The sequence below is a fragment of the Actinoplanes couchii genome (assembly GCF_016862075.1).
Taxonomy (GTDB): Bacteria; Actinomycetota; Actinomycetes; order Mycobacteriales; family Micromonosporaceae; genus Actinoplanes; species Actinoplanes couchii.
This window is the reverse complement of the sequence record NZ_BOMG01000152.1, coordinates 1-12,363: the sequence shown is the minus strand read 5'-3', so window position 1 is coordinate 12,363 and position 12,363 is coordinate 1. Positions and strand designations below refer to the sequence as shown.

Sequence of the window (12,363 nt, the reverse complement as noted above, 5' to 3'; positions counted from 1 at the left end):
AGTCTTCCGGGCGCGGTCGATGATGCGCCACAGTGCATCTGCGGCGGCTCTGGAGAGTGGGACGTCTAGGGACGTCTTGAGCTGCGAATCTTCAAGAATGAGCGTCGCGCAGCTTCGTATGCTGCGATTTCTCCCTTCGGTGGTCTGTTCGTCGGTGGTGATCGTCGGGCCTCCTTTCGGGTTGTGGTGGGGGTGTCCGCACGGTCGTCCGTCCGTTGTCCGTCCGTGCGTTTATGCGCAGACGCGCGCGAGCGGACGGACGTCCGCGCGGACGATCGAGTCAGGCTCGCCAGCGCCCGCGAGCGACTTGCCGGGCGCGGCCAGCGGCAGCGTGGGCTTGGAGCCGGTCATAGACCCAGGTCCGTCGCATACCGGTGAGGTCGATCAGTTCCGGGACGCTCAGCCCATCGGTCGGTGCTTGATCAAGTGCCATCAGGAGCGCCCGTTCCGGGTCATCGACTGACGGTCCCGGTGGTTCGATGGGGCGCGGTTGTTGGTTGATGGCCGCGCGGGACAGCGGGTCAAGTTCCGGGCGCTGGTCGGCGTAGCGGGCGGAAGTCTGGCGTACGAGATCGTCGGTGACGAGGTAGGCGCGAGCGCGGCGTGGTTGGTTGTGCCCGTCCGCCAGGACGTAGAACTTGCCGGGTGCGTCGAGGGTGTGGGCGTGCCATCCGTCGTTGAGCATGCCCTTGTCGAGGATCAGGTCGACGTCGCGGCGTTCCCGGACACGCAGGCAAACGCGGATGCTCATCTGCGAACGCAGCGCACCTCCACCCATCGCTCTCTGGGTGGGTCGTTGGGTGGCGGCGAGTAGGTCGACGGCGAGGGCTCGGCCTCGTCGGGCGATGGATTCGGCGTGGCCGACGGCGTCCGGGGCGGTGTCGGCGAGTTCGGCGTACTCGTCGATCACGATGACCAGTGCCGGTGCTTTCGGTGTGGGTTTCCAGACGCGGGTGTTGTCGTGGCTGGATGCTTGGGCGCGGGCGTCGAGGATGGCGACGGCGTCGGCGAGCAGGTCGGTTGCCTCGTCGGGTGTGGTGGCGAGTCTGGCCAGGCAGGGTGCCCATGGCCGGAGTTCCATGCCGCCTTTGAGGTCGATGCCCCAGAGAACGACGTCGGTGCAGGCCGCGAGGTTCCCGAGGATCACATTGAGCACGCCGCTCTTACCCGAGTCGGTGGTCCCACCGATCAGCGCGTGCCGGCGAAGCATCGCGACGCGTACCGGTGTCGCGTCCTCGAACACGCCGAGTTCGATCGGGTCGGCGATACTTCGGGCGGTCGGACCGGGCCACGGGATGGCCCCAGCGTGCGGGTCGACGGCGAGCACCCGCATCGTGCACCGGCCGGCATGTGCCGGGTCCTGCTCGACACGAACGGCACCGGGTCGAGTTCCCAAAGCCGATTCGATGGCCGGTACGCGGCTCACCAGATCGGTGACGCTCTGACCTGGTCGCAGCTTGATCCGGGCACGCCATCCCCAGGTGTCGACGGCAGCCGACATAATCCGTGATCCGGCGAGTCCGATCATCTCAGCGAGGTTGGGCCACGCGTTGATGACCCGGTCCACTCGCACGCGGGCGCGGCGTCGCCGGTGTGCCCACCACGGCACGCCGAGCGCGACCGTGGCCAGGATGAGCAGCGTAGGTAAGGGCGATCGGGTCGCACCGAGTGCGGTTGCGGCAGCGAGCCATCCGCCGACGACGGCGGTCGCTGTGGCGGCATAGATGCGCTCGGGTGCGCGGGTGAGTCCCCAGGGCCACCCGCGCACTGCAACGGCTGCCGCCGCCAGCACGGTCACGATGGCGACCACCGGCCACGCGCCGGGTCGGCCGTGATGCAGGACCGACCCGACGACCACCAGGACCAGGGCGAGAAAGACAGGAGCGAGTTCCGATCGGTACCGGAACAGAGCCCGGCCGACGGCAGCGACAACGACGAGAGTCAGAGGCTCATCGGGTACGAGTAGCAGCGGTTGCGGGTTGCGGCGGCTCCAGCGGCGGTGACGACGTCCGTAGGCCCTCATTCGGCGAGTTCACCCAGTTCCGGCGGAATCCATTCCTGGTGCTCGGCGACCGCGTCACGCAGGTAGGTCAGCGGGTCGGGCTCGCCGTCCCGGTCGGCGGAGAGGGTGGCGCGGGCGGCGGCGAGCAGGTCGGCGAAGTCCCACCGGGCGCGGGTGAGCAGTCGCGCGATCCTGTCGACTTCGGCGAGAAGTACCGGGACGTCCCCGATGACAGTCCAGACGGTGACGGGCGTGGGCCGTTGACGGACAGCGTGTAGATGGGTGCGGATGGCCTCCTGGTCGATGGTCGGGCGCGGGATGTGCTGGTCGTTGGTCATGTGCGGGTCCAGTTCTCCTTTCGGTCGGTGGGTGTTCACGGTTAGAGGCTCAGTCCGGCGACGAAGCGGGCCAGGGCGCGCAGCCCGTTGCCGATCTCCGGGCCGATCGACGATGAGGCGAGGAAGTAGCCGAACGCGGCGCATACGGCGGCCTGCCACAGCGGCAGTCGGGCGTACCGCCAGAGCAGGTAGACGAGGACACCGAGTAGCAGGACGGCGGAGACGGCGATCGTCACGCGTCACCGCCACGGCGGCCGTTGCGGTTGCGGCGGGAGCGGAGGCCCCGGTCGGTGCCGGTGTGGCTGCCGTGCGGCTGGTGTCGGCGAGCCCACCGGGCGCGGTTGGTGCACTTGCGGCAGAGGACGGGGTTCCCGGCGGCGAGCTGGGCGCCGCAGGGGCAGGTCGGGGTCAGATCCTGCGTGATGTGGATGTTCATGGTTGATCTCCTCTCGGACCGGCGATGCGGGCTGCATCGGCGTGTCATCAGAGTGCGATCAATCGACGGGACGTAATCAGGTCATGGCTGGACGTATCGAAGACGTCTCCTCTAGCCTTGTCAGGCCGCCGGACGTCTTGACGGGAAGCCGATGCCGAACGAGCGACTACGCACCGCATTGTTGGAGAACGGGATCACGCCAGCCGACCTGGCGACATCACTGAAAGTCGATCCCAAAAGCGTCGAGCGATGGATCAGCGGTCGGACGCCCTATCGCAGACATCGGTACGCAGTTGCAGCCCGCCTGGGCGTCGATGAGGTCTACCTTTGGCCGGACGCGTTGAGCCCCGACCAGGTAGCGAACGCCAGCGAGAGTGAGATCATCTCGATCTACCCGCATCGCTGGACGGTCCCGTCCGACTTGTGGCGCAACGTCTTCGCCAGCGCCGAGGAAGAGATCGGCGTCCTGGTCTACAGCGGCCTGTTCGTCTCCGAGGACGCCGGCATCCAAAAGATCTTCAGGCAAAAGGCAGAGTCAGGAGCGCGCGTACGCATCCTGCTCGGTGATCCGGAAAGCGACGTGGTCGCGCAACGGGGAGCCGATGAGGGTGTCGACGACGTCCAGGCCGCAAAGATCCGCAACGCCTTGGTGATGTACCGGCCGCTACGCGACATCGAGGGCATCGAGTTCCGTCTGCACCGGACGGTTCTCTACAACTCGATCTACCGCGCCGACGACCAGGTACTCGTCAACACCCACATCTACAGTTTCACCGCAGCTCAGGCCCCGGTTCTGCACCTACGGCGAGCGGCTGGTGGGGGCATGGTGACGACGTACCTGGAAAGCTTCGAGCACGTATGGGATCGAGCGACACCGTTGGAGTGAATGCCGGATGGGACAACGCATCGACTACTTCAACGACCCCGAAGCACCCACGGCAACGTCATTGGTCCCGTCGGCGAACGCTCTCGTGGTCAACGACGACGGCGAGATCCTGCTGATCCGCCGTTCGGATAATGGCAACTGGGCGCTACCTGGCGGTGCGATGGACCTCGGCGAGTCTCTGCCCCAGACAGCGGTCCGGGAGACAGCCGAGGAAACCGGCATCGACGTCGAAATCACCGGCCTGGTCGGGATCTTCACCGATCCGCGGCACGTCATCCTCTACACCGGCAACGACGAGGTACGGCAGGAGTTCTCCATCGTCTTCACCGCCCGCCCGGTCGGCGGTGAGCCGACGCCCAGCGAGGAGACGACCGAGGTTCGATGGGCGTCCGAGGGCGAGTGCCGCTCGCTGCCGATGGACCCCTCCATGCGCCGGCGGATCGAGCACTTCCTCACCCGGCCACAGGACGTGCACCTTGGATAGCGACGCACTCGGCGCCATCGCCGACTCGTTCTCCGCCGTCGGCACCATCGGAGCGTTCCTGGTCGGCTTCCGCCTCCTACGCCGCGAACACCGCCGAGAAGCCGACCGCGCCGAAGAGGAACGACGCGCTCAGGCCGAACGGATCAGCGCGTGGATCGAGCTGATCAACAAACGCGACGGCACACGCGACCTGACATTCCACATCCACAACGCCAGCCCGATGCCGATCTACGAGGTGGAACTGCCGCTACCGGCCCGTGGTGATGAGGAGCCGCACGTCGAGTTCGTCGGCTTGGTCCCACCCGGCCAGACCATCCAACGCCCCGCGCCGACCGAATGGCTACGGACGTACGTCGAACCGGAACCGGTGCAGATCGAGTTCCTGGACAGCGCCGGCCGCCGTTGGAGCCGCGACGAACAGGGCACGCTGTCCCGCTCGGAGTAACCTCACTGCTCGGCGAGCGCCGCGTTCATCACCTGCACCGAGTTGATGATCAGCGGACTCGCCTCACGGATCGACTCGGCAACGAGATGACCATCCCCGTACCGCGACAGAATCTCCGCAAGCCGCCGCTCCACCTCCACCGGCTCACCGTCGGGTGTGGTGGTCATGTCGGCATAGGTGATCGCATGCGACGCCAAGCCATCCACCGGCGGGAACTCCCGCACGAGTTCGTCGGACAGCCCTCGGTTGCGGCCCTCGATGAAAGCGCACGAGTGGTGCGCGACCAGTCGGCAAATCAGATCGTCCATGCCGGCGACGTCACGGAGGTAACGGGCGCCGTCGAGTTGGTGCATACCGGTGACGACCAGGTCGGGTGCGTAGCCGACATCGTGCAGCCAGGCAGCACACACCAGCGCGGACGCATCATCACCGAGGAGGTGAGCGACCGTCTCGGCTTTACGGCCGACGCCTTGGCTGTGCGCCCAGCGACGCGGGATCGACTCGGCAAGCACCAGCCGCGTCAGATCGCGGGCACGCTCAATCTCAGCCACACCGGCAGACTAGCGCCCGCTCCCACGTGGCCGTGCCCCCTCGTCGCTTGTACGTCCTCCTACGGGCGAGCCCCGGAAAGTAGTTCGGTGAGCCGGTCCGCCACGCTCGGCATCACGTCCCCCAGACGCACGACAACAGTGCCCGCCTGGTCGACAACATCGTGAAGTCCAGGAAAGTCTGCCCCGACGTCGAAGCCGGCATCCTCAAGAGCAAGCGCCAGCCGATCAGTGGCTTGACGTGCCGTTTCATGCTCAGCTTGCTTGTCTGTCGGCATCCCGGTCCACCCGCTCATCTAGCGTTTCATCGATGCCGATCCTGCCGATCGGGTAACCCAACGTGAACCACAGGGCTAGGACGTCTAGGGACTTCTTGACTACGATGACGTCGGTAGCCAGCGATGGGAGTCGTTGTGTGAACAGTCCACTCGCCCGAGCCCTCCGAAGCGCCGGGATAGACATCATCGACGTAGCAGCACGCCTCGACGTCGACCCGAAAACCGTCCAACGCTGGATGACCGGCCGGATGCCCTACCCCCGCCACCGCGACGCCCTCGTCAGAATCACCGGCTGGCAGGCCCACGACCTATGGCCCACCCTGCCGCGCCCAACAGAGCAACCGGCAATGTCCGACGAGGTCCGCATCGTCTACCCCCACCGCTCAGCCGTCCCCACCGACGTCTGGACTCGCCTTCTACGCCGTGCCGAGCATGAGATCGACGTCCTGGCCTACAGCGCCTTGTACCTCGCCGAAGACGCCTCGATCCCTGCCCTGCTACAGGACAAGGCCCGGAGTGGCGTCCGCGTGCGAATCGCGCTGGGCGACCCCGACGGCGAGCACATCGCCAACCGTGGGAACGAAGAACGCGTAGGCACCGGAATGAGCGTCCGCATCCGAACCGCTCTGGTCAGCCTCCAGCCGCTCTCCACCACACCGGGCATCATGTTGCGCCTGCACGACACGGTTCTCTACAACTCGCTGTGCCGCTCGGACGACGAGATGCTGGTCAACTCCCACATCTACGGGCGCCCAGCAGCCCACGCCCCGGTTCTGCACCTCAAGAGCAGCAGCGATTCCGGTATGGTCGCCACTCACACAAGATCGTTCGAGCGGGTCTGGGGCTCAGCAAAGCCATCGAAACTCTGACCCCGAATAGGAACACCAGCAGTACCAGGCCGCCGACGCGGAAGCACCCCGTACTGATCAAACACCCCGAGCGCGTCATACCGAGCACGACACGGCTCCGGCTCCAGACACACAGCACAGAGCCCACCCGGTGTCCCCGACAAGTGCTGATTCAGATGGGCATCCGCCACCGCCAGCCGGTCCAGCGCAGTCTGAGCAAGATAGAGACCCAAGCTCACGGGAGATCCGCCGGCCGATGGACTTGGATCCAGGCTATGACCTCCGCCGTGACCCAAACTTTCCCGGAAGAAAGAACAGCAGCCGGCTCCGGAAAACTATTCCGCCTGGTGAGCTGATAGACCCGCTGTCGGCTAACCTTCACGATCTTCTGAATCTCAGCCGTACCAACAAACTCAGCCGGCCCCAAATTCTCCAACTGCTCGGACCCTGACTGTGGTGATCCCATATCCATCGCCCGTCCTCAGCCTCGGTGACAACCCAGCCGCCCGGAGCGAGTCACGGACAGCCGGGGCCTATCGCCACCAGCGGCACAAAGATCTCGCACTCTGGACGCTGGCTACGAGAATTCTGTCGATGTTCGGCTCCAAAGCTCACCACGGCTGAAAAGACGTCCCGTAACCTCTTCGCGTCCTGAGATGTTGCACGACAAATCCCAGCGGAGATCATCCTGGCCGTGATCCTTTACCAGAATCAGACAAGCTTCTAGGAGGTGCTCGCGCGGCGTTCTACCACTGAAACAGGCGGCTTGCCACTGTACGGCATGAAACGACATCAACCAGACGTATCCGAGCTGATACGCCACCAAACGAGGAAGAAAACCAGCAGGATGGCAACCCGACCTGCCTAACTACACGATCGCCGGTACGAAGTTCATCGCGCTTGCAGGCTCCCAGGAAGGTCATGGTCGAAACCATGTTCCGCGATCCCCAGCATGAGCCGCTGACAGGCAAGCACTCCTTCAGGAGCACATGAGCCGAGACGCCCGAAAAGTACGGAAAGTCCAAGACACTCGACTATACGTAGTGGAACTGTGACGGGCAGTCCGCCATAATGCCGGAATGACCATGGCGCGTCGCCTTACAGCAGCAATCGGCCGCCGGCAGGCCCCGATCGACTCCATCCGGGAAGGACTCTGGACTTCCACGAGTGCGTCCGCCTACGAAGGACCAGGGGAGAAGTACCAGGCGGCGATTATGGAGCAGTACAAGATCTACGTTGAGATGGCAGATCGCGTCACTGCACGGCGGAGCCTCCATAACACCTTCTTCCTTACAGCTAACACCGCAGCAATTACGCTTAGCATTACTTTCTTCCAAAGCCTTAGCAAGAATGGTAATCTTCTCCTTTTTCCATTATCTGTTGTCCTTTTTCAGTGCGTTGCATGGTTCTGGATCTTACGTTCTTATCGGCAACTATCGTCGGCTAAGTTTCGGGTCATCGGGGTCCTTGAGGAGAAGCTTCCAGCATCGCCGTATTGGCTCGCCGAATGGAAGGCAATCGGGTCCGGCAAGTCTTCCCGTCTTTACTTACCCATCACGCAAATCGAACAATGGACGCCACTAATTTTTGGACTAGCATACATAGCGGTCTTCTTCGTCAACGTGGCGCAATAACCAAAGGCTCCAATTGTGCTGTATTTCAATCACGGAAAGCGAAGGTAATGGAGAAGCTCTTCTTCGGCTACAGCGCTCGGCCAGCGGTGCTCAGCGAAACAATGCGGAATGTAGCAAAAGAATTCGGAGAGGGTTCGCTTATTGCTCACGCTGTCTCGTGGGAAGATCTCGTCGTGGATGGCCGCTTGATTATCAACGAGGTCGAGGCCTCCATCGATCAGTGCACATTGGGCATCTTCGAGTTGACCACACTGAGCGATAACGTCCTGTTTGAGTTGGGTCTAGCCATTGGGAAAAGGAAGAAAATTGCCATTCTGACTGACGGCCAGGACACGCATGCGCATAGGAATCTGCGTGGATTATCGCTACTAGCGACAACCGGCGCGACTTCTTACAAGAACACGACTGACCTTGTTGAGAAACTAACGAGGATCATCGAATCGGACTCTCCACCACTTTGGGACGATTTGACGGGCGGTGTACCACTTCCGCCCGCCTCTGATGCTCGGATCTTCTACGTTCCGAGTTTCAAAGAGGACGATGCTAGCCAACGGCTCTCGCGTGTGCTGGATGCGTACGATAAGTTTGAGATCAACACGATTGACCCTGACGAGTACGGCAGTCAACCGCTCGCATGGTATGCGGAGGAACTTCATTCTTCCTCCATTGCGATCTTCCATATGACTCCGGAAAGGGCGTTCCTGGCCGATACTGTAAATGCTCGCGCGTCATTATTGGCGGGCCTAGCAAAAGGTCTCGGCAAAACCGTCGTTATCGTGATGGAAGACACAATTACGCCACCGATCGACTACCGAGATATGGCCATTCACTATCGGAATGCGGCCGACCTAGAAAAGCAATCTGTCGGGTGGATGGAAACGCTTCGCACGACGATCCGCCCCTCCGCGACGAGGGTGCGAAGGCACATGAGTGTAGAGCTTTCCGCTCTCAGATTCGGAAACCATGTCGCAGAAAGCGATCAAGAAGGGCTGGATCAGTACTTCGTTGAAACGCGAGATTTTCGTGACGTGGTAGACGCGGCCGCAACAATTTTTACCGGAAAAAAGGGTACTGGCAAGACGGCCAATATGCTTCAAGCTGCTGAACTTATGCGTGGCGATGCCAGAAACCTTGTCTGTGTGATCAAGCCAGCCAGTTATGAACTTGAAGCCCTCCTTGAGGTATTGCGACGTATCAGTTCGCGGCACCTCGGCGACTACCTCATCGAAGGTCTTTGGAAATATCTCATCTACACTGAGGTGGCGGCCAACGCCGTAGATGAGGCTGAGAAGCGTCCAGCAGGAATTTTGAGCGGTTCACCGATGAGCCAACTTCGAGGACATCTTGATGAACACCATCGCGGCATAGATGCAAGTTTCTCAATTCGGCTCGATAGGTTAGTAAGGTCTCTTGAAGTTGTGCTAGCTGATGGCCTGGATGAAAGCCAGGTTGAGGAGGCGCGCAAGAAGGTCAATACGGCCCTTTATAGCAACACGCTGAGGACGCTACGGAGTCTAATTGGCGCTGCCCTTCATGACCGAAATAGAATCGCGATCCTGGTCGACAACCTCGACAAGGCTTGGCAACGGGGTGCTGATCTAGAACTACTTTCTCGACTTCTACTGGGCCTACTCACTGTGATTGGCCGAATCGTCGACGAATTCAAGAAGGAAAACATCCGGAAGTCTGCCGTTAACGTCACACTTACCGTCTTCCTCCGTAGTGACATTTATGCATACGTTCGACAATTCGCCCGAGAGCCGGATAAAATTAATACAGCCGAAATCGAATGGCGCGATGCAGATCTTCTCGCTCGAGTGCTAGAAGACAGATTCATGGCAACGCGTCCAATCAGTAGCGTAAATAACGATTTGTGGGATCAGGTTTTTGTGCCGCACGTAAAAGGTCTGCCCACGCGCGATTACCTACTTTCGCGCGTTCAGCGACGACCGCGTGATCTAGTATTTCTCGCGAATGCGGCAGTATTGAGGGCGACCAATGCAAAGCACGACAAGGTTCAGGAAAAGGATATTTTAGAAGCCGAGAATACGTATAGTAGATTCGCGTTTGAGGCTTTGCTGGTGGAAGGCGTTGCTGCGCAGATCGACTTGGAACGCGCACTTTTTGAGTTTGCCGGTGAAGATTCAATTGTTACCGATAGCAGATTGACAAAAATTCTAAAGCCGTCGGCAGATATTGCCAGCAAAGCAAACCTTCTCGGCATCCTTCGTAGGCTGGGGTTCCTCGGAATTGAAACGAGCGAGAATGTATTTGACTACGGAGGGACTGAAGGTGAGATGCGACGGGCTGAGGTGCTCTCCCGGAAACTGACTAAGGCTTTCAGGAGGCCGTTACGATACCAAATTCACCCCTCATATCGCGCCTACCTTGAAATTCAAGAGTAGTTCCTCCGCAGGGTGATTATAAGGACATTGCACAGATAGGTCTCTTAAGTATCGGCCAAAGTGATAGCCATTTAATACTGGGTAGGCGGCTACGGCGCAGGTGATCGCTACGCCGTAGCCGCGACCAGAGTTTCAATAGTCTCTCATCTGGATTCGCGTCTTCGGTAATGGTGGTTCGATTCCTCTGGGCTATTCGAATGCCAGCGTGCGACGATCGAAGATAAGGATCGAATTAGGCAGATACGGGTAAATTTTTCGGCCGCCGGTATAGCCGGGGCGGACCGCGCTTTCGGCGGTATAGGGCTCGGACGATGCGGGCTTTGGATCGATAGATCCAGTGGAATCGTTCCATGTCGGTATGTGGGACTGGCGCGTCCGTGCCACCGACGGTGGACGGCTTGCCGTTGGTCTCGGCGTCCTCCGAGATGGCCTCTGCAGGATTCCCAAGTCCGCCGACGGCGCCACGACGACCACCAGCTGGGTTAATGCAGGCGATTATGTCGGCGGGGCTCGCTACGGTTCTCTTCATGCTCGACATGGATGTCACGAAGCAGCCGCGCCGGATCGGCGACTGGGCTGCCGTGCTGAACGCAGTCCTGCACGCCGACGAGAACGACGAACAGACCTGGCTGGAGTGGAAGTCGACGCTCGCCCTTCGCTCACGTGAGCAGATGGCCAAGATCGTGGCCAAGGCGATCATCGCGATGGCGAACCGCGACCCCGACAAGGCAACCGCCACCGTCGGCGGGATCGGCATCCTGCTGATCGGCATCGAGCCAGGCACCGTGCATGGCGTGGAGCCGGTCGACAACGCCGACCTCGATCAGTTGATTAGCCCTTATGTCGGCGCGGACGGTCCAGTCTGGAACCCGCACTGGACCCAGTGCCAGGGACAGACCGTGCTTGTCATTGAGATCGCAGCGCCGCAATGGGGCGACCCGATTCACACCTTCCGCAAGGAGTATCCCACCGTTCCCGACGGCACGGTCTTCGTTCGAAAGCTAGCAAGGTCCGTCCGCGCCGACCACGTGGAAATCGCCCGCTTGGCAGACCGCCGGGGGGCCCGGATACCCGATCAGTTCGACGTCAGCGTTGGAGTCGAGACGGCCGCCCCGCTGTCCCGCTATGGATGGCACCCCGAACATCTCGAACGGTTCCTCAAGGCCGAGAGCCAAGCATTGATGAAACCGATCATCCGAGCCAGAGCTACCCGGGCCCAGCCGAGAGGACGGCGACCGTCCGACGGCACCATTGCTGGGATCCTCGGTCCCAGTGCCTTCCGGGCGTTTCCTGACATACGAATCGCCGGCCTCGGTGCCGAAATCCCCGAGGACCGCACCGAGGATCAGTTCGAGGCCGAGGTAGGCACCTACATCGACGCCGTCCGCACCGCCTGGCCGGAGACCATGCGTCAGGCCGCGCGGCGTTTCCTGAGCCCGTCAAAGTTCGTGCTGACCAACAACTCGAACCGTAACTATCAAGACGTCCTCGTCGAACTGCACGTCGCGGGAGACGCCGAAGCCAGCGGTGCCATCACGGTTGGCGGCGAATTCGACCTCTGGTCACTTCTACCGAAACCACCCCGGAGTTGGGGCCCGCGGGAGAACCCAATCGCCCGGCTCGGGGATACACGTTGGCACTCAACGATCTCGACGCCGAGTTACTACGTCCCGCCGACGTACACCATCGACAACGGCGGCAGCTTCACCCTTGCCTTCACCCCCGTGACGCTCCGTCCTCAGCAACGACTGATCCTTGCCGACGACATCTGCGTGCTCATCCCCTCCACTCGTATGGAGCCGGTCATCGCGACTTGGACCGCTACTGCCACGAATGCCGACGGGCCACCCGCAACAGGCCGCTTCACCATCGAGATGCGAGGAGAAGACCTCGATGTGTTAACCGCTTCACTCAGCGCGGGCAGCAGAGGCGAGCGTAAGGATTGACCGAGGAGTTTCCTGGACCAGCGGGTGGCCCATCAGGGCCACCCAGGCCTGATGGGCCCAGAAGCCGCGGCCCCGCGTCCGAAGCCTTGAGCCGCTGAGCCCTGAGCCCTGAG

At 61.6% G+C, this 12,363-nt stretch carries 13 protein-coding genes; 7 read left to right on the top strand and 6 right to left on the bottom strand.

Annotation, left to right across the window (positions count from 1 at the left end; all coding sequences use genetic code 11):
* Window positions 1-280: 280 nt before the first annotated feature.
* Genes Aco03nite_RS51710 through Aco03nite_RS51695 form a run of 4 tightly spaced genes read right to left on the bottom strand, consistent with a single transcriptional unit; the run spans window position 281 to window position 2,776 of the window.
* Complete coding sequence (locus Aco03nite_RS51710; protein ID WP_203810510.1) at window positions 281-2,023, bottom strand: FtsK/SpoIIIE domain-containing protein; 1,743 nt, start codon at window positions 2,021-2,023, stop codon at window positions 281-283.
* Window positions 2,020-2,340, bottom strand: coding sequence for a hypothetical protein (locus tag Aco03nite_RS51705; RefSeq protein ID WP_203810508.1), 321 nt, complete (start codon window positions 2,338-2,340; stop codon window positions 2,020-2,022). The genes Aco03nite_RS51710 and Aco03nite_RS51705 overlap by 4 nt, the downstream gene beginning before the upstream one ends.
* Before the next feature lie 41 nt (window positions 2,341-2,381).
* A complete protein-coding gene (locus Aco03nite_RS51700; RefSeq protein ID WP_092546299.1) occupies window positions 2,382-2,576 on the bottom strand; it encodes a hypothetical protein in 195 nt (64 codons plus the stop codon).
* Window positions 2,573-2,776 (bottom strand): hypothetical protein, encoded by a 204-nt coding sequence (locus tag Aco03nite_RS51695; RefSeq protein ID WP_203810506.1) that lies wholly within the window; start codon window positions 2,774-2,776, stop codon window positions 2,573-2,575. The genes Aco03nite_RS51700 and Aco03nite_RS51695 overlap by 4 nt, the downstream gene beginning before the upstream one ends.
* 151 nt (window positions 2,777-2,927) lie before the next feature.
* Here Aco03nite_RS51695 and Aco03nite_RS51690 point away from each other — a divergent pair, with 151 nt between their 5' ends.
* The 3 genes from Aco03nite_RS51690 to Aco03nite_RS51680 are packed head-to-tail and all read left to right on the top strand — an operon-like array spanning window position 2,928 to window position 4,591.
* A complete protein-coding gene (locus tag Aco03nite_RS51690; RefSeq protein ID WP_203810504.1) occupies window positions 2,928-3,662 on the top strand; it encodes a DUF5919 domain-containing protein in 735 nt (244 codons plus the stop codon).
* A 7-nt stretch (window positions 3,663-3,669) separates the two neighbouring features.
* Window positions 3,670-4,146 (top strand): NUDIX hydrolase, encoded by a 477-nt coding sequence (locus Aco03nite_RS51685; protein ID WP_203810502.1) that lies wholly within the window; start codon window positions 3,670-3,672, stop codon window positions 4,144-4,146.
* A complete protein-coding gene (locus Aco03nite_RS51680) occupies window positions 4,139-4,591 on the top strand; it encodes a hypothetical protein (RefSeq protein ID WP_203810500.1) in 453 nt (150 codons plus the stop codon). Before Aco03nite_RS51685 ends, Aco03nite_RS51680 begins: the two co-directional genes overlap by 8 nt.
* Before the next feature lie 2 nt (window positions 4,592-4,593).
* On the opposite strand, the gene Aco03nite_RS51675 is transcribed toward Aco03nite_RS51680, so the two are convergent.
* Window positions 4,594-5,142 carry an HD domain-containing protein gene (locus Aco03nite_RS51675; protein ID WP_203810498.1) on the bottom strand — a complete coding sequence of 183 codons (549 nt, stop codon included), beginning with the start codon at window positions 5,140-5,142 and terminating at the stop codon, window positions 4,594-4,596.
* 412 nt (window positions 5,143-5,554) lie between these two features.
* Here Aco03nite_RS51675 and Aco03nite_RS51670 point away from each other — a divergent pair, with 412 nt between their 5' ends.
* Window positions 5,555-6,286: an XRE family transcriptional regulator gene (locus tag Aco03nite_RS51670; protein ID WP_203810496.1), complete on the top strand. Its 732-nt coding sequence runs from the start codon at window positions 5,555-5,557 to the stop codon at window positions 6,284-6,286.
* A gap of 214 nt (window positions 6,287-6,500) precedes the next feature.
* On the opposite strand, the gene Aco03nite_RS55000 is transcribed toward Aco03nite_RS51670, so the two are convergent.
* Window positions 6,501-6,731 carry an AlpA family phage regulatory protein gene (locus Aco03nite_RS55000; RefSeq protein WP_203810512.1) on the bottom strand — a complete coding sequence of 77 codons (231 nt, stop codon included), beginning with the start codon at window positions 6,729-6,731 and terminating at the stop codon, window positions 6,501-6,503.
* Window positions 6,732-7,344: 613 nt separating this feature from the next.
* On the opposite strand from Aco03nite_RS55000, the gene Aco03nite_RS51660 reads away from it, so the two are divergent.
* From Aco03nite_RS51660 to Aco03nite_RS51650, 3 genes are all read left to right on the top strand, one after another.
* Window positions 7,345-7,899, top strand: a complete 555-nt coding sequence (locus Aco03nite_RS51660) for a RipA family octameric membrane protein (protein WP_203810494.1) — start codon at window positions 7,345-7,347, stop codon at window positions 7,897-7,899.
* 47 nt (window positions 7,900-7,946) lie between these two features.
* On the top strand, window positions 7,947-10,304 hold the full coding sequence (locus Aco03nite_RS51655; protein WP_203810492.1) for a P-loop ATPase, Sll1717 family: 2,358 nt from the start codon (window positions 7,947-7,949) through the stop codon (window positions 10,302-10,304).
* Window positions 10,305-10,831: 527 nt separating this feature from the next.
* Window positions 10,832-12,250, top strand: coding sequence for an RNA-binding domain-containing protein (locus Aco03nite_RS51650; protein WP_203810490.1), 1,419 nt, complete (start codon window positions 10,832-10,834; stop codon window positions 12,248-12,250).
* Window positions 12,251-12,363 lie beyond the last annotated feature (113 nt).